Below are 17905 nucleotides of genomic sequence, written 5' to 3'. Positions count from 1 at the left end.
GTCTTCTGCGGCTTGACGCCCCGTCCGACGTTTCAAACTCTAGCCGATCCCCGCCCCGAAAGGCGAATCCGGCCGCAATCCATATAAACGGGCACGCCGAATAGAACCCGAGCCGCACCGTCGAAATGACAAAGCGCAGCCCGATCCGAACCGGACAGTGGTGTTTCCAGGGATTGGCTGCCTCGGGACCGTCCGCGTAGATACGTGTCCGGTGCTCCCAGCCAGGCAGCTCGAAGAACACTAGACCTGTCAGGGGGTCGAGTCAAGTGCCGGTCCCGGCTCCGGGAGGGCCGGGAGGTTCTCGTCGGCCGGCAGCTGGAAGGCCAGGACGGCGACGTCGTCGTCGTGCTCCGAGGTGACGCCCATGGCCCTGAGCAGGCGGGCACAGATCACCTCGGGAGCACCGGCGGCGCCGGCGAGCGTGCGGGCGAGCAGGTCGAGGCCCTGGTCGATGTCCTCGTCCCGGCGCTCCACCAGACCATCCGTATAGAGGACGCCGGTGGTGCCGGGGAGCAGTCGCAGGGTGTGCGAGAGGTGGACGCCGCCTCCGGTGCCCAGGGGCGGGCCGTTCTGTTCCTCGCTGCGCAGGACGGTGCCGTCGGGGCAGCGCAGCAGCATCGGCAGGTGGCCGGCGGAGGCGTAGGTGAGGGCGTGGCGCCGAGGGTCCCAGACCGCGTAGGTGCAGGTGGCGATCTGGTTGGCGTCGATCTCCATGGCGAGGCCGTCGAGCAGGCGCATCACCTCGTGCGGTGGCAGGTCGAGGCGGGCGTAGGCGCGGACGGCGGTGCGGAGCTGGCCCATCACGGCGGCGGCGCGCAGACCGCGGCCCATGACGTCGCCGATGACCAGTGCGGTGCGGCCGCCGTCGATGGCGATGACGTCGTACCAGTCGCCGCCGACCGCGGCCTCGGCGCCGCCGGGCTGGTAGGTGGCGGCGACCCGCAGATCGGCGGGCTGGTCGAGCTTCTGGGGGAGCAGGCTCCGCTGCAGGGTGACGGCGGCCTCCCGCTGGCGGCGTTCGGCCTCGCGCAGCCGGGTGGCCGCGAGCACCTGGTCGGTGACCTCGGCGGCGAAGATGAGGACGCCGGCGGGCAGCGCGTCCCTCGGCTCCTCGCCCTCCCCCGGCTCCGCCCGGACCTCGGCCCGACTCTCGCGGCGGCCCTCGACCCGGCTCTCGGCCCGGCTCTCGTGGCGGCTGAGCGGGACGCAGGAGACGTTGTAGTAGCGGTTGCCGGTGAGTCCGAGGATGCAGCGGGCCTTGACGCTGCGCGGGCTGCCGCCGCGGATGACCTGGTCCATCAGCGGCAGGACGCCCATGGTGCCGAGCTCGGGCAGCGCCTCGCAGGCGGGCAGGCCGGTGGGTCGGTCGCCGAAGAGCTCGCGGTAGGCGCGGTTGGCGTAGCCGAGCTGGTGCAGCGGGCCGTAGGTGACGGCGACCGGGGCGGGGATGCGGTTCAGCACCTCGCGCAGGTCCTGGGGCCGCTGCGGGTCGAGGACCTCCGTCGGGCTGACGAGGCTGGTGGGGTCGCGGGGGCTGGGGACCACGACGCCGTCGCCGGACGGCGCGCCCTGGTCGGTGCCGCTCCCGGTCGGTGGGGCGGTCCGCCAAGGGGCTCCGGTGAGCCGGGCGCTCCAGCGCATGAGGTTCAAACGACGGCCGCTTCCTCGTTTTCCAGGCATATCATCACTTTTTGTGTGCGGACTGGCACACCGGGTAATGACTCGGTCGGGCCGATCCTGTCAGGCGGAGGCCCGATTCCGGAAGTCGCGCGCGCCCGGCGCGGCCGTCCGGTCGGTCACGGCGGGGCTGCCGGAGGCGCGATCAGGTCGGCCGGTCGTCCGTGATCCCCCTGCCGAACCCGGCCTCGAACTCCGAACGGGGGTGCTCCAGCGTCCCGAGCGAGACCACCTCCCGGGAGAACAGGCCACCCAGCACCCAGTCCATCAGCACCCGCACCCGTCGGTCGGCGCTCGGCAGCCGGCGCAGGTGCCGGGCCCGGTGCAGCCACCAGGCACGCCGGCCGGTGAGCCGCCCGCCGCGGCTCGTGTGGGCGACGGCGCGGCCCAGCCCCAGCGAGGTCGAACAGGCCGCGCGATCCGGCCGGTACTCGACGATGCCCTCGGCGCGGGGGCCGCCGTCCAGTGAGACGAGGACATTGGCGGCGAGCAGCTCCGCCTGGGCGAAGGCGTGCTGGGCGTTGGGCGCGCAGGGCGCGCCGTCCGCGTGCGGGTCGGGGACGGCGGCGCAGTCCCCCGCGGCCCAGACCCCGGGAAGCGCCCGCCCGTCCGGACCGACCGCCTGGAGGGTGGCCAGACAGCGGATCCGACCGGAGGTGTCCAGCGGCAGGTCGGTGTCGCGCAGCAGCGGGGACGGGCGCACCCCGGCCGTCCAGACCAGGGTCCGGGCGGCGAACCGGCTGCCGTCGGAGAGCAGCACGACCCGGCCGGCGGCCGACTCCAGCCGGGTGCGCAGCCGGACGTCGACGCTGCGCTCGCGCAGCTGGGCCAGGGTGTGCGCGGCCAGCTCGGGCGACTCCTCGGCGAGGATCCGGTCGGTGGCCTCGACCAGCACCCAGCGCAGGTCCTCGGGGCTGATGTTGTGGTAGCCGCGGACCGCGGTCCGGGCCATGTCCTCCAGCTCGGCGAGCGCGCCGACGCCGGCGTAGCCGGCCCCGACGAAGACGAAGGTGAGCGCGGCCTGGCGAAGGGCCGGGTCGCGGGTGGCGGAGGCGAGGTCGAGCTGTTCCAGGACGTGGTTGCGCAGGCCCACCGCCTCCCCGACGGTGGAGAAGCCCAGGCCGTGCTCGGCCAGACCGGGCACGGGCACCGTCCGGGAGATCGAGCCGGGGGCCACCACCAGGACGTCGTAGTCGAGCTCGACCGGGGCGGACGGCTCGCCGCGGGCGGCGGCGTCGGCCCAGGCGCGGCGGGTCGCGTACTCGATCCGGGTGATCCGCGCGGTGAGCACCCGGCAGTGCGGCAGGGCCCGGCGCAGCGGGACGACCACGTGGCGGGGGTCGATCGAGCCGGCCGCGACCTCGGCGAGCAGCGGGTGGTACGTCAGGTAGGACTGCGGCTCGACCACGGTGATCTCCGCCTCGCCCCGGTGCAGCCGCTCGCGCAGGCCGCGCTGGAGGTGCAGCGCCGTGGACATTCCGGCGCAGCCGCCGCCGACGATCAGAATCCTGATGGCGAACCTCCTGCCGATGCGACCTCTCCCCGGCCCTCGGCCGGGGGTACCCCCCACCACGCCCTCAATGAAGGACCGTCGGAGGGCCTCTTGTCCACAGTCCGTGCCGGGTCGAATGGGGCGGGAGTCACCCCGTGGTGCCAGTTGTGCTGCCGGGGTGAGTTTCTGACGCACTTTCGGCTTCGAACGGCCGTGAACTATGGTCGGATTGTGCGTCGGGGCGGCCATCGCCATGACAACTGGCGGCGACGCACCGTGGAGCGGCCATTACGGCCAGTTCCATCGTTGGCCCGAGAACCCGACTGCGGGACCGTGTTCCGGGGAAGGGTAGTTCCCGGACGAGGCCCCGTACGGTGCCGACGCGCCGAGCCGGATGCGCGACCCCGGCCCGGTGGCACCGGCCGCGGCGGAGTCCGGGTGGCCGAGCGCGTGCGGTCGTCGTGCGCGTGCGGTCAACGGCGTCACCCGGGCGCGGCGAAGGACACAACCGGCAACGAGCGATGGGTCATCGGGTCATTTCTGACAGACGGAGCTGCACCGGGGGGTGCAGGGGCGGGCGACGGCAGGGTCCGGGATCGGGCACCTGCGGGGGAGAGTTGGGATGATGGAGCAGGAGCGACTGTTGGGCCGGGCGGCTGTACCGCGCGCCGGCCAGGGCGTGGTGCCGGAGCAACGCAGTCCCGCGGACCTGCCACCGCAGGTCGGGGTGGCGTACGCGGCGATCCCCTACCCGGCCGAGCCGCCGCAGGGCGGTGCCGGGCCGGTGTCCGGCGCCCGGTTGCGGGTGGACGCCCGGCGGAACCTGGAGAGCGTGCTGCGCGCGGCCCGCGAGGTGTTCGGCGAGTTCGGCTACGGCGCGCCGATGGAGGAGGTCGCGCGCCGGGCCGGGGTCGGGGTGGGCACCGTGTACCGCCGCTTCCCGAGCAAGGAGGTGCTGGTCCAGCGGATCGCCGCCGAGGAGGTGGCCTGGCTGACGACGCAGGCGCGCGAGTCGCTGTACGGCGGCGGCGGTGCCTGGGAGTCGCTGGCCGGGTACCTGGCCCGGGCGGTGAGCACGGGCGCCGGGCGGCTGCTGCCGCCGGAGGCGTTCCGGTACGCGGAGGAGCTGGGCCGGGTGCCCGAGCAGCGCTCGGGCGATCCGGCCGGGGCGGGCGGCCTCCTGGGCGGCCGGTTCGAGCCGCGCCACGCCGGAGCGCTGCCGGACGGCGGCGAGCCGGCGGCCGACGCGGACCCGCGGCTGCTGCTGCAGCTGCTCGCCGCCCTGGTGGCCCGCGCGGGTGCGGCCGGGGAGCTGCGGCCGGGGGTGACGGTCGCGGACGTGGTGCTGGTGCTGACCGCCTCGGTGCCGGTGCACGCCACGCGCAGCGCGCCGGGGGCGGACCCGTACACGGCGCCCGTGTCGGCCGCGTTCGGTGGTTCGTATCCGGTGGCGGGTGGCCAGCAGACGGACGGTCAACCTGTCGAAGGTCCGGCCGACCGGTTGTTGAGGATCCTGCTGGACGGGCTCCGGACGCGCTGATCACCCGTGCACGGGCGGCCGCCGTCCCTCGCGGGCCGGGGAGTCGGGTGTCGGCCCGGCGTGCGCGGCCCGGGCGCGCGCCCGGCGCGGCCGACGCCCCACCGGTTCACCGGGTCGCGCCGAACACATCCGCGACGGCCCCTCGGAAGAGTGGGTCGCGGCGGTCCGGCTACCGCCCAACTCTGCGCTATGCCATCCTTTGCCCGTGGTTGGAGCCAATGTCCCGATGCGCGCCGTTCACGCGCCCTCGGCGCCGTGCAGCGGAGAATCGTGCGCTCACGCACTCCCGCGCGCTCTGCCGCACTACGGGGGCTGTCGTGGAATCTGGGGTCCGTTGTGAGCGCCGAGGAACAGAACGACTACGGCTACGGCCTCGACTTCGGCCGCTCCGGCCCGAACGGACCGAACGACGGGGCGGGTGGCCCGGACGGGGGTTCCGGCACGCCGGAGCACCTGTCGGGCCAACTGCCGGGGCAGGCGCCCGGTCCACCGCCGGGTGCGTCGGGGCAGGTGCCTGACCAGGCCGGGATGCCCAGCCGCGAGACCCTCTCCGCCTCCGACGCGTTCCCGCCCACCCGCGTCCCCGGCCAGGCCCCGGCCGGCCGCGGCGGGGTGGCCCCCGAGGCCTTCGTCGGCAGCGGCGCCCCGGCCCGACCGACCGTGCCGGCCCCCGCCGACCCGGTGGACGGCGAGCGCCCTGCCTCCGACGCCGAGTTGACCGCCCGGGTGCGGGCCGGCGACGACGCCGCGTACGAGGAGATCTACCGCCGGCACGCCGACTCGGTGCGCCGCTACGCCCGGACCTGCTGCCGGGACAACTTCACCGCCGAGGACCTGGCCGGCGAGGTGTTCGCCCGTACGCTGCAGGCGCTGAAGGCGGGCAAGGGCCCGGAGTTCGCCGTCCGCGCCTATCTGCTGACCGCCGTCCGCAACGTCGCCGCCGCCTGGACCCGCAGCGAGCGGCGCGAGCAACTCGTCGACGACTTCAGCACGTTCGCGCAGACCTCGGCCGCCACCGTCGACCTGGACCTGGCCGACCCGGGGGCCGATGCCTGGGCGATGGCGATGGCCGACCAGCGCATGGTGATGCAGGCCTACGCCGAACTGCCGGAGGACGACCGGGTGGTGCTCTGGCACACCGAGGTCGAACGGGAGTCCCCCAAGACCGTCGCGGTGATGCTCGGCAAGACCGCCAACGCCACCGCCGTCCAGGCGCACCGGGCCCGCGACCGGCTGGCCGCGGCCTTCCTGCAGGCACACGTGTCGGGCAGCCAGGCCCGGGCCTGCGAGGCGTACGCCACCCGGCTCGGCGCCTACGCGCGCGGGTCGCTGCGCAAGCGGGCGTCCGCGGAGGTCGGCCGGCACCTGCAGGAGTGCGACCGGTGCACGGCCGCCTGCCTGGAACTGTCCGAGATCAACCACGGCCTGCGGGCGCTGCTGCCCGGCGGCGTGCTGGTCTGGGTCGGGGTGGGCGGCTTCAGCGCCGCCGCCGCTGCCGTGGGCGGCGCGGCGGCGGTCGGCGGTGCGGCCGCGGGGACGGTGGCCGCGGCCGCCTCGGGCGGTGCGGCCACCGGGACGACGGGGGCGACCGCCGGTGCGGCGGCCGGCTCCGCCGGTGGCGCGGCAGGCGGGAGCGGTGGTGCCGGTGCGGCGGCGGGCGAGGGTCTGGGCATGGCGGCCAAGGCCGGGATCGCCGCCGCGGTCGCGGTGGCCGCGGCGGCCGTCGCCGCCTATGCGCTGACCGGCTCGCCCGAGCCGAAGCCCCCGCTGGCCGCTCCGCCGGCCTCCTCCCCCGCCGTGCCCGCGCCGCCACCGGTGGCACCCGCACCGAGCGCGGCGCCGAGCACCCCGGATCCGACGCCGGTGGAGGAGCCCGCACCGAGCCCCTCCGCCTCGCCGTCGCCCTCGCCCTCCGCCACGCCGCGTCCGGCCCCCAAGGCCGTGCCGCCACCCGCGCCGAGCAGTCCGGTCGCCGCCGCCCCGACGCCGCCCGCGTCGCCGGCGCCCCCGCCGCCGCGGCCGACCAGGCCGCCGGTGCCGCCGGTGCCCGTGGTGCCGACCCCGACGCCCCCGCCGCTGCCCACGCCCGAGGTGCCGGTGCCGCCCACCCCGACGCGCCCGCCGGTGCCGACTCCGACCGTCACGCCGCCGGCCCCGACCGACTTCTGGGCCGACGACCTGCCCGTGCTGAAGCCCGGCAACAACCGGGTCCCGCCACCGACCCCGAGCATCCGGCAGCAGGGCAGCGACTGGTTCTGGCAGCGCGACAGCGTCTCGATCGGCGGCACCCGCCGTGCGCACGGGATCACCGTGCACGCGCCCGCGACCACGGTGATCGACCTCAACCGCAGTTGCACGTCCTTCGACGCGGTGGCCGGGGTGGACGACCTCACCGCCTCGATCGGCGGCGTGGTCTTCTCGGTGCAGGGCGGCGACGGCCGCACCCTGTGGCGCTCGCCCACCCTGGCCACCGGGGACGACGCGGTGCGGGTGCACGTGCCGCTGGCCGGTCAGACGTCCATCCGGCTGGTGGTCACCCCGGCGCACGGGATCTGGTCGGCGCTGAACGTGGCCGACTGGGCCGAGGCCCGCTTCAGGTGCGTCTGAAGCGGGCCTCGGGGGGCTCCGGTCGCGGAGCATTGCGGGTCGAACGGGTCGGACGGCGCACGAGCCTTGCGGGTCCGAGCCTCGCGAGCCGTGCGGGTCAGACGGCGCAGGAGCCGTCCGCGCAGGCCTCGCCGGCCGGGACGACCGGCACCGGCACGGGCCGGCGCTCGCCGAGTTCGTCGGCGACCTGCTCCAGCACCTTGCGGAAGGTCTCGGCCTCCTGGCCGCCCTGGACGGCCCACTTGCCCTCGAAGACGAAGGTCGGCACGGCGGTGATGCCCAGCTCGCGGGCCTCGGCCAGCTGCGCGCCCACCTCGGCGACGCCCTCGTCGCCGGCGAGGTAGGCCGCCACCCGGTCGCGGTCCAGGCCGGCGGCCACGGCCACCTCGGTCAGCGCGGACCGGTCGCCGACGTCCACCCCGTCGCTGAAGTGCGCCTTGAGCAGCGCCTCCTTCAGCCGGCCCTGCGCCGCCGCGCCGTACTCGGTCTCGGCGAGGTGGAGCAGCCGGTGACCGAGGAAGGTGTTCGCGTGCAGCGCGGCGTCGAAGTCGTAGTCGATGCCCTCGGCGCGGCCCAGCTCGGTCACCCGGGCGTCCATCGCGACGGACTGCGGGCCGTAGCGCTCGGCCAGCCACGCGCGGTGCGGGCTCGCGGTGGCCGGGGCGTCCGGCACCAGCTGGTAGGGCCGGTAGACCACCTCGACGTTCTCCTTGCCCGCGAAGCCGTCCAGCGCCTGCTCGAAGCGGCGCTTGCCGATGTAGCACCAGGGGCAGGCGATGTCGGAGTAGATCTCGACCTTCATGACGGGCGTTCTCCAGGGGTGGGGAGGATGGGTTCCGAGGTAGGTGAACGGTGAACCATCTCGGGACATTCCCGGCGCTCGTGCCCGGTGCGGGCCCCGTCCGGGGGCGGTGCACTCCGGCGTGGGGCGTACCCACCCCGCGTGAACCCCGGCCCGAGCGCCCCTGGCTCGGCGGTCCGGCCGGAGCCCCGACGCGGCGGGCCGGCCGGGGCACCCCTCGTTCAGTGCTCCGGGGGCGCGGGGACGATCAGGACCGGACAGGCCGCGTGATGGACGGCGGCCGAGCCGACCGAGCCCAGCAGCAGCCGGCCGAAGCCGCCGTTGCCCCGGGTGCCGAGCACCAGCGTGTGCTGCCGGGCCGAGGCCGCGAGCAGCACCTCGATCACATTGCCGAGCACCACGTGCAGCGACAGCGCCCCCGTGTACGGGCGGATCCTGGCCCGCTGCACCGCCGCCACCGCACGGCGCAGGCCGTCCGCCATGCTCTCGACCAGCGTCTCGACGCTCTCCTGGACCAGCTCGGCCATCCCCGGCGGGTACCCGGCGGGGGCCGGGTTGACCACCGCGAGCACGTACAGCGGCAGCTCGAACCGCTCGGCCTCGGTCATCGCCCGGTCCAGCGCCCAGAGCGAGCCGTCCGAGCCGTCGCACCCCGCCAGCACCCCGGGCGGGCGGCCCGTCGGCGGCCGGCCGAGCACCGAGAGCACGACGGGGACGGACGGATCCGGGCTGGCGCTGGTCACCACGGCCTCCACGGGGACGGGACGGGATGGCGTCATGATCGCCCGCCCGGGGGACGAGGCCGTCGAGCCGCGCCGAGCCGGACGAGGGGGTCGGACCCGTCGGTGCCCCCTCCCCCGCCCGCGCCCGCGCGCCGTCCGCCGCGGTCAGGCGAAGCGGGCGGCGGGCAGGGCGGTGCGCCGGGCGAGCGGCAGACCGGTCCAGCAGGCGCCGTGGCGGCGGGCGCGGACCCGGCGGAGCCAGAGTTCGGTGGAGACCAGCTCGGCGAGGCCCGCCAGGGTGGCGGGCGCGAGCGGGGCACCGGGATCGGCGGAGCGGGCCAGGCCGGCCCGGACGGCGGGGAGGTCGATCAGCCCCGCCTCGGCGAGCAGCGGGGCGTCGAAGAGCTCGGCGATGCCGTCGGCGGCGAGCCGCAGGCCGGCCCGGGCCGGGGCGGTGCGGTCGGGGCGGGGGCCGCGGCCCCAGTCCGGCGGCAGGTCGGTCCGGCCGGCGCCGGTGAGGACGGCGTGCAGCAGGGCGTGCCGGGCGCCGGGCTGGAGCCGGATGTCGTCGGGCAGCAGCCGGGTCGCACGGACCACCTGGTTGTCCAGGAACGGCGCGTGCAGCCGCTGGCCGGGCTGCTCGGCGACGTGCACCAGGGTGCGGAACCCGCGTGCGTGCCGGTGGAGGGCGTACCGGGCCCGGCGCACGCCCGGTGGCTCGGCGGGCGCCGGCTCGCGCGCCGCCAGGCGCAGCCGCAGCGCGACCGCGGAGAGCGCCTCGTCGGAGAGCCAGCGGGCCGCCGGTCCGGGCACGCACCAGACCAGGTCGTCCGCCGAACGGGCACCCGCCGTCCCGCCGCCGTCCGGGGCCTGCCGGAGCGTCAGCCGCACGGCGGCGTCGTCGAGCGCGTCGGCGTACCGGATCCGGGAGAGCCGGTGGGCGGCCCGGACCACGGTGAGCGGGGTGCGCAGCGCGCCCGCCAGGACGCCCGCGGTCGCCCGGTCGGCGCCGGCCAGGGCCGCGACCGGGGGCAGCAGCTCACGCGGCCGGCCGGCCCGGACGAGGTCGGCCAGCCGGGCCGGGTGCCCGTCCAGGACCTGGCGGGCGCCGTAGCCGGTGAGGTGGTCGGTGCCGCCGGCGTCGAAGCGGGCCTCGGCGCGGGCGGCGGCGATCAGTTCGGGGCCGGGTTCGTCGGTCAGGCGGCCGGTCTGCGGGTCCGCCAGCAGGTCGGCGTAGGGGAGGGTGTCGGGGCCGGGGGCGAGCAGGGTGTGCCGCAGCCGGGGGGTGTGCGGGGCGATCGCCAGGGTGGCCGGGCCCTCGGTCTCGCCGAGGGTGACGGCGGCCAGCTGCTCGGGGGCGGGCCGGCCCGGTGCGGACGCCCGGGCCCAGGAGCCCTTGACCGCACCGTTCCTGGCCCGGGTACCGCCCCCGGACGTCGTCCCCGCACCGGCCCCGGCGTCCGGGGCCTGCGCCGCGGCCGCTCCTGCGGCGACCGGCGCCGGCGGGACGGCGGCGGCGAGCAGCGCGACGGTGGCCGAGGCCGTCCCGTACGAGAGGTCGACGCCCAGCCGGGCCCGGCCGGCCTCGGCGGACCCGGCGCCGGGGGTGCGCACCCGGGAGCGGACGGACTCCAGCAGGGCGCGGGTGAGTTCGCGGACGGCCGGTGCCTCGCCGCGCGGCTGCGGCCCGCCACCGGGCTCGTCGTACGCCGCGAGATAGGGGCGGCCGCCTCGAATGGCCAGCGTGTGACCGGGCGGTACCCGCTGCACGCCGAGGTACGGGGTGCCGGTGCCGAGCGCCTCCGGCGACTCGGGGCAGGCCAGCCGGGCGGCGAGGTGGCCGGTGTCCAGGGGCGCGCCGACCAGGTCGGCGAGCGGGAGCGCGGCGGTGGCGTACGCGGTGCCGTCGCCCCAGGGGGTGTGGAAGACCGGCTGGGCGCCCGCCAGGTCGGTGAGCAGCGCGGTGGAGCGGGTGCCGGTGCGCAGGACGACGGTGTAACTGCCGGGCCAGGTGGTGAGGTGGCGGACGGCGCCGCCGCGGGCGGAGGCGAGGCCGGCGGCGAGCTCGGCGTCGGAGGCGCCGCAGTGGCCGAGGACGGCGAGCCGGGTGGTCGCGGGGGTGTCCTCGACCGGGTCGGGGGCGACGGGGCCGGTGGTGACCAGGGCGGGGGCGCCTGGGCGCAGGGTGACCAGCCGGATCTCCTCGGGCCGCCAGTCGCCGACCGCCCAGAGCGGGTTGGGCCCGGCCCAGAGGGGGCGCGCGGCGATCGGTACCACCGCGCCGGGCGCCTCGTGCGCCGGGGCGCCCGCTCGGGGCGCACCCGTGCACCAGCCCGTCAGCCACCGCATCGCGCCTCCACCGGACGAGGACCTGCACCGTGCGGCGCGTCCTCCCCCGGGCAGCCCCGGCCGGCTCGTGGCGCGCCGCGGCGGCCGGCCGCCGCGATCGGGCGCGCCGTCAGGAGACATCGTGCCACCGCTCGCCCGTCCCGTGACCGGAGTTGACGTTTCCGATTCGCCGGCGGGGCCGTCACGGCAGGAGCGGTCGCACCGGCACCCGGGCACCACCCGACCGGCGGGGTCCGACCCGCCGGGGCCCACCAGCCGGATCCGACCGCGAACCGGCCACCGGCACCGCGGCCGGGCGCGCATCGACACGGGACCGCCCCGCTCGGGACCGCCCTGCGGACCGCTCTCCGACCGGGCGGGCCGGGCCTCCCCCTCCCTGGCCCGGACCGCCCTTTCGCCGCCTTTGTCATGGTCATCGCGAGATGGCCGAAAGGCGTCGTCCGGCCCGGGAGGGCATCCGCATGCCCTCCCGGACTTCGCCACCGTCCGCGGGGATTGAGACGGCGGCATCCCCCGGCCCGCCGGGTCCTCGACGGCGGGCCGACCCACGACCACCAGCGAATCGCCGACCAGCCGGTCGGGCCAGGGGGCACGGCCGGGCGCACATCGACACGGGACCGGAGCACAACGCTCCGGCGCGCGGCCGACCGATCGCCCCCGGCCACTTCCGAGCGGTCCGGCCCGGCCCCGCCGGACCGCCCGCCGCCCGCCGCCGGGTGCGCGATCCCGCCATCCGGAATGCGGCCTCTTAACCCTCGGAACGCGTCCGACTACTCTAGGTACAGCAGCTACGGCCCGGTGCCGCCCGGGCCCCGCGCACAAGGCCGCAGGAGGTGCCGCCGCCACCATGACCGTCAGCCCACGAGGACCGAACGAACGGCTCGGCACACTCCTGACCCTCGCCCAGATCAGCAACGCCGGCCTGGCCCGCCGGGTCAACGACCTGGGCGCCCAACGCGGGTTGACGCTGCGCTACGACAAGACCTCGGTGGCCCGCTGGGTCAGCAAGGGCATGGTCCCGCAGGGCCCGGTGCCGCACCTGATCGCCACCGCGATCGGCGGCAAGCTCGGCCGGCCGGTGCCACTGGAGGAGATCGGCCTCGGCGACACCGACCCGGCACCCGAACTGGGCCTGGCCTTCCCGCGCGAGGTCTCCGAGGCGGTCCGCTCGGCCACCGACCTCTGGCGGGTCGACCTCGATCTGCGGCGCGGTCCCGGCGGCGGCCGCTGGAGCGACAGCCTGGCCGGCACCTTCTCGGTCGCGGCGTACGCGACGCCGGTCTCCCGCTGGCTGATCAACCCGGCGGACGGCTCGGTGGCCCGCGAGGCACCGCGCGCACCCGCCGAGGCGGGCTCGTACCGGGTCGGCCACTCGGACGCCGCCAAGCTCCGCGAGGCCGCCCAGGAGGCCCGCCGCTGGGACTCCAAGTACGGCGGCGGGGACTGGCGTTCCTCGATGGTGCCGGAGTGTCTGCGGGTGGAGGCGGCGCCGCTGCTGCTGGCCTCCTACAGCGACGCGGTGGGCCGGGCACTGTTCGGCGCGACGGCCGAACTCACCCGGCTGGCCGGGTGGATGGCCTTCGACACCGGGCAGCACGAGGCGGCCCAGCGGTACTACATCCAGGCGCTGCGGCTCGCCCGGGCCGGCGCCGACGTACCGCTCGGCGGCTACGTGCTGGCCTCGATGAGCCTGCAGGCCGGCTACCGGGGCTTCGCCGAGGAGGCCGTCGACCTCGCCCAGGCCGCGCTGGAGCGCAACCGCGGGCTGGCCACCACCCGCACCATGAGCTTCTTCCACCTGGTCGAGGCCCGGGCCCAGGCCAAGGCCCGCAACGCCGCGGCGTGCGCAACGGCGCTCGGCGCCGCGGAGAGCGCGCTGGAACGCGCGCGCGCCGGGGATCCCGATCCGGCGTGGATCGACTTCTACGCCTACGACCGCCTCGCCGCCGACGCCGCCGAGTGCTTCCGCGACCTCGGAGTGCCCGCCAAGGTCCGCCAGTTCACCCGGGAGGCGCTGGCCCGGCCCACCGAGGGGTTCGTCCGCTCGCACGGGCTGCGACTGGTGGTCTCCGCGATGGCCGAGGCCGAAGCGGGCAACCTCGACGCGGCGGTCGCGGCCGGCGAACGGGCCGTCGAGGTCGCCGGCCGGATCTCCTCGCAGCGCAGCCGCGAGTACGTGGTCGAGATGCTCCGCCGCCTCGAACCCTTCCAGGGCGAGCGCCGGGTGAGGGAACTGACGGAACGGGCCCGCGCGGTGATCGTCGCCCCGGCGTAGCGGATCCCCGCGTAATTCGGATGCACCGGCGGGAGGGGCCTGGCTATGGTCTCTCTCGTCCAGGTGCGCAGGCAGAGGTTACTTCCACTGTTAATGGGCGGGTCGCGGGTTCGAGTCCCGTCACCGGCTTCGGGCCGGTGTAGCTCAGTCGGTAGAGCAGCTTCGTCACCTCAGCCGCCTTCGATCTCTGGACACCACATTCCTGAATAGGTTTTCCGCACCTCCCGGTGCGACGGCAGCGGTTACTTCGGTCGAGTGCCCCCAGCGGGGCGCGTTGAAGCTGGTCTCCATCGACCGCCGCCCACCTTGATCTCGGGAGGCAGAGCGCCGGGGTGCCCGGTGCGCAGGCGGGGGTTACTTCGGATCTTGCGGTTCCGGGTTCGAATCCCGGGCGTGCCGTACGCGGCCGCTAGCTCAATCGGACAGAGCACAAGGCATACACCTCCGCCGAGGCCGGCCGCCGGGCCGGCGTGATCTCGGGCACCCCTTCCTTCGCCATGCCTCCCGCGCGTTCCACCAGCCAGCAGGGGGATTTCACCATGTCGCGTTTCAACACCCGTACCACCAAGCCCGGTCCGAACTCGCCCGTGACCACCACCGGGCAGCGCACCGCCAACCACAACGGCGGCACCGGGTTCCTGCGCGACGCCAAGTCGGAACTCTTCCTGCTGGCAGTGGCCAACCTCGTGGGCCAGGACACCTTCCACGAGAAGGGCGGGGCCCGCGACGACCGCTACACCGCGCTGGTGCGCGAACTCGCCGTCACCGACCCGGAGTGGACCCTCGGCCTGCTCCGCTGGCTGCGGTACGGCGCGAACCTGCGCACGGCCGCACTGGTCGGCGCCGCCGAGTTCACCCGCGCCCGGCTGGACGCGGGGGCGCCCGGGTTCTCCCGGCAGGCCGTGGACGCCGCCCTCCAGCGCGCGGACGAGCCCGGCGAGCTGCTCGCCTACTGGACGTCCCGCTACGGCCGCGCACTGCCGAAGCCGCTCAAGCGCGGTGTCGCGGACGCCGTCCGCCGGCTCTACCACGACCGCTCGCTGCTCAAGTACGACACCGCCGCCAAGGGGTACCGCTTCGGCGACGTGCTGGAGCTGACCCACCCCTCGCCCGACCCGGCCAAGCCGTGGCAGGGCGAGCTGTTCCGCTACGCGCTGGACCGCCGGCACCGGCCGGACGAGGCCGTCCCGCCGGCCGCCCTCCGGGTGCTCACCGCCAACCGCGAGCTGCTCGCACTGCCCGTCGAGCAGCGGCGCGCGGCGGTCACCGCCGAGGGCGGCGCCGAGCGACTGGCCGCGGCGGGGCTGACCTGGGAGGCGCTGGCCGGCTGGCTGCAGGGACCGCTGGACGCGGCCGTCTGGGAGGCGGTCATCCCGTCCATGGGCCCGATGGCTCTGACGCGCAATCTGCGCAACTTCGACCAGGCCGGCGTCTCGGACGAGGTCGCGGCCGAGGTCGCGCGGCGGATCGCCGACAAGGGCGAGGTGCTCCGCTCCCGCCAGTTCCCGTTCCGCTACCTCGCCGCGTACCGGCACGCGCCGTCGCTGCGCTGGGGGCACGCGCTGGAGACCGCACTCTCCCACTCGCTCGCCAACGTGCCCTCGCTGCCCGGCCGGACGCTGATCCTGGTCGACCGCTCGGGCTCGATGTTCGACCGCCCGAGCGCACAGACCCTGCTCAACCGGGCCGACTCGGCGGCGATCTTCGGGACTGCCCTGAAGGTCCGGGCCGCCGACGCCGACCTGGTCGAGTTCGGCTCCACCAGCCGGGTCGTCGAGGTGGGCCGGGGCGAGGCGGTGCTGCGCGTCCTGGAGCGCTTCGGCAACCTCGGCGGCACCGCCACCGCGGAGGCCGTCCGCACCCACTACCGCGGCCACGACCGGGTCGTCGTCGTCACCGACGAGCAGACCGGCCCCGGCCACTGGAACGGCGACGCCCTGGCCGCCGTCCCGGACCGGGTGCCCGTCTACACCTGGAACCTGGCGGGTTACGCCGCCGGCCACGGCCCGAGCGGATCGGCGCACCGGCACACCTTCGGCGGGCTGAGCGACGCCGCGTTCCGGCTGATCCCGATGCTGGAATCGGGCCGGGACGCGACCTGGCCGTGGCTGGAGCCGCAGGGCCGCTGACGCACCCTCGACCGGCACCGTCCGCCGTGGCAGCATCGGCGGCGGGCGGGGCCGGGCCGAACGAGGAGCGAGCGTGGCGTACGACTTCGACGTGCTGGTGGTGGGCGGCGGGATCGTCGGGCTCTCCACGGCGTACGCGCTGACCCGGGCCCGGCCCGGACTGCGGCTGGCGCTGCTGGAGAAGGAGCCCGGCTTCGCCGCCCACCAGAGCGGCCGCAACAGCGGGGTCATCCACAGCGGCGTCTACTACCGCCCGGGCTCGCTCAAGGCCCGGTACGCCGTCGCGGGCGCCGCCGAGATGGTGGAGTTCTGCCGCGTCCACGCCGTCCCGTACGAGGTGACCGGCAAGCTGATCGTGGCCACCGACCGGACCGAGCTGCCCCGGCTGCGGGCCCTCGCCGAGCGCGGCCGGGAGAACGGCATCCCGGTCACCGAGCTGGACCGCGCCGGCATCACGGCGCACGAGCCGCAGGTCACCGGCATCGCCGGACTGCACGTCGGCACCACCGGCATCTGCGACTTCCCCGCCGTGGCCGCCGCCTACGCCCGACTGGCCCGCGAGGCGGGCGCCGAGCTGCGGACCGGCACCGAGCTGCGGGCGGTCGCCCGCCGGGCCGACGGCGTGACGGTGCAGACCTCCGCCGGCGAGCTGCGCACCCAGGTGCTGGTGAACTGCGCGGGCCTGCACAGCGACCGGATCGCCCGGCTGGCCGGCGACGACCCCGGCGTGCGGATCGTGCCGTTCCGCGGTGAGTACTACGAACTCGCCAAGGAGCGCCGGGAGCTGGTGCGCGGCCTGGTCTACCCCGTCCCCGACCCGGCCTTCCCCTTCCTCGGCGTGCACCTGACCCGGGGCATCCACGGCGACGTGCACGTCGGCCCGAACGCGGTGCCGGCGCTGGCCCGCGAGGGCTACGACTGGCGCACCGTCCGCCCGCGCGACCTGGCCGGGACGCTCGCCTTCCCCGGCACCTGGCAGATCGCCCGCCGGCACTGGCGGTACGAGCTGGGTGAGCTGCGCCGCTCGCTCTCCAAGCGGGCGTTCACCACGGCCGTCCGGCGGCTGCTGCCCGCCGTCACGGCCGAGGACCTGGTGCCGGCCGGCGCCGGGGTGCGGGCCCAGGCGGTGGCCCGGGACGGCGCGCTGCTGGACGACTTCGCCTTCGCCGGCTTCGACCCGGACGACCCGCGTTCCACCCGCCGCCTGGTGCACGTGCTGAACGCCCCCTCCCCCGCCGCCACCGCCTCGCTGCCGATCGGCCGCGAGGTGGCCCGCCGGGCGCTGGCCGCCCTCGAAGCGGGCGGCTGATCCGGCGGGGCCCGGGGCCCCGCGTCAGCTCCGTCACAGCCCCTGGGGGCCGCACCCGTCGGCCCCGTAGACTCGGGTGATTGTGACTGCCACCGCCCCGATCCCCCAGCCATCTCCGTCCGCCCGGCTCTCCGCCGCGCCGGCCGGCTACCCCGCCCCGATGTACCCGCACCGGGCCACCGAGGCCCAGCACAGCGAGCGGCGCATCCGCAGCTTCCAGCCGCGCCGGGGCCGGATGACCAACGCCCAGGCGGGCGCGCTGGACCGGGGCTGGGAGACGTACGGCATCGCGATCGACGGCAGCCCGCTGGACCTGGCGGAGCTGTTCGGCGGCCTGCCGGTCACCCTGGAGATCGGCTTCGGGATGGGCGAGACGACCGCCGCGATGGCCGCCGCCGACCCGACCACGGGCATCCTCGCCGCCGACGTCCACACCCCCGGCCACGGCAACCTGCTCGGCATGCTGGAACGGGACGGCTCGCGCAACGTCCGCCCGGCCGCCGGCGACGCCGTCATCCTGCTGCGCGACATGCTGCCCGACGCCTCGCTGGCCGGGCTGCGGGTCTACTTCGCCGACCCGTGGCCCAAGCCGAAGCACCACAAGCGCCGGCTGGTCCAGGCCTCCTTCCTGGAGCTGGTGCTGCCCCGGCTGGCCCCCGGCGCCCTGGTGCACTGCGCCACCGACTGGGAGCCCTACGCCGAGCAGATGCTGGAGGTGCTCTCCGCCTCGCCCGAGCTGGAGAACCTGCACCCCGAGGGCGACGGCACCGGCTGGCTGGAGCCCGCCGACCACCCGGACGGCAGCATCCCCGGCTACGCGCCCCGACCCGACTGGCGGCCGGTCACCAAGTTCGAACGGGCCGGCATCGCCAAGGGCCACGTGGTGCACGACCTGCTGTTCCGCCGCCGCTGAGCCGCCGCCGGGCGTTCGACCCGGCGGCCCCGCGGTGACCACCCGGCCCGGACCGGCCCGGTCCGCGGGAGGGGATTCGTCCCGAGTCCT

10 protein-coding genes and 1 pseudogene are annotated in these 17905 nt (G+C 76.2%); 6 read left to right on the top strand and 5 right to left on the bottom strand.

The window, feature by feature from the left end; all coding sequences use genetic code 11:
* Positions 1-306: 306 nt before the first annotated feature.
* Both ACFVYI_RS12940 and ACFVYI_RS12935 read right to left on the bottom strand, forming a co-directional pair.
* Positions 307-1680: pseudogene (locus tag ACFVYI_RS12940) on the bottom strand (PP2C family protein-serine/threonine phosphatase); the annotation flags it as partial.
* 142 nt (positions 1681-1822) lie between these two features.
* Positions 1823-3154 carry an NAD(P)/FAD-dependent oxidoreductase gene (locus ACFVYI_RS12935; protein ID WP_387884243.1) on the bottom strand — a complete coding sequence of 444 codons (1332 nt, stop codon included), beginning with the start codon at positions 3152-3154 and terminating at the stop codon, positions 1823-1825.
* A gap of 637 nt (positions 3155-3791) precedes the next feature.
* Between ACFVYI_RS12935 and ACFVYI_RS12930 the strand changes: the two genes are divergently transcribed.
* Positions 3792-4709 (top strand): TetR/AcrR family transcriptional regulator, encoded by a 918-nt coding sequence (locus tag ACFVYI_RS12930; RefSeq protein ID WP_387884240.1) that lies wholly within the window; start codon positions 3792-3794, stop codon positions 4707-4709.
* A 336-nt stretch (positions 4710-5045) separates the two neighbouring features.
* Positions 5046-7316 (top strand): sigma-70 family RNA polymerase sigma factor, encoded by a 2271-nt coding sequence (locus tag ACFVYI_RS12925; RefSeq protein ID WP_387884237.1) that lies wholly within the window; start codon positions 5046-5048, stop codon positions 7314-7316.
* 97 nt (positions 7317-7413) lie between these two features.
* Here ACFVYI_RS12925 and ACFVYI_RS12920 read toward each other — a convergent pair whose 3' ends face one another.
* The 3 genes from ACFVYI_RS12920 to ACFVYI_RS12910 form a co-directional block, all read right to left on the bottom strand.
* Complete coding sequence (locus ACFVYI_RS12920; RefSeq protein ID WP_387884236.1) at positions 7414-8118, bottom strand: DsbA family oxidoreductase; 705 nt, start codon at positions 8116-8118, stop codon at positions 7414-7416.
* A gap of 221 nt (positions 8119-8339) precedes the next feature.
* Positions 8340-8861, bottom strand: coding sequence for a universal stress protein (locus ACFVYI_RS12915; RefSeq protein WP_387884233.1), 522 nt, complete (start codon positions 8859-8861; stop codon positions 8340-8342).
* Between the two features lie 144 nt (positions 8862-9005).
* Positions 9006-11189: an asparagine synthase-related protein gene (locus tag ACFVYI_RS12910; RefSeq protein WP_387884230.1), complete on the bottom strand. Its 2184-nt coding sequence runs from the start codon at positions 11187-11189 to the stop codon at positions 9006-9008.
* Positions 11190-12036: 847 nt separating this feature from the next.
* Here ACFVYI_RS12910 and ACFVYI_RS12905 point away from each other — a divergent pair.
* The 4 genes from ACFVYI_RS12905 (at position 12037) to trmB (ending at position 17815) form a co-directional block, all read left to right on the top strand.
* A complete protein-coding gene (locus tag ACFVYI_RS12905; protein ID WP_387884229.1) occupies positions 12037-13464 on the top strand; it encodes an MFS transporter in 1428 nt (475 codons plus the stop codon).
* A gap of 539 nt (positions 13465-14003) precedes the next feature.
* Positions 14004-15593, top strand: coding sequence for a TROVE domain-containing protein (locus ACFVYI_RS12900; RefSeq protein WP_387884226.1), 1590 nt, complete (start codon positions 14004-14006; stop codon positions 15591-15593).
* 73 nt (positions 15594-15666) lie between these two features.
* A complete protein-coding gene (gene lhgO / locus ACFVYI_RS12895) occupies positions 15667-16902 on the top strand; it encodes an L-2-hydroxyglutarate oxidase (protein WP_387884223.1) in 1236 nt (411 codons plus the stop codon).
* 82 nt (positions 16903-16984) lie between these two features.
* Entirely contained in the window at positions 16985-17815 is an 831-nt protein-coding gene (trmB, locus tag ACFVYI_RS12890) for a tRNA (guanosine(46)-N7)-methyltransferase TrmB (RefSeq protein ID WP_387884222.1), read from the top strand.
* Positions 17816-17905: the final 90 nt, after the last annotated feature.

This window comes from Kitasatospora sp. NPDC058218 (assembly GCF_042882445.1).
In the GTDB taxonomy this organism is placed as follows: Bacteria; Actinomycetota; Actinomycetes; order Streptomycetales; family Streptomycetaceae; genus Kitasatospora.
This window is presented reverse-complemented; position numbering and strand designations above follow the sequence as displayed.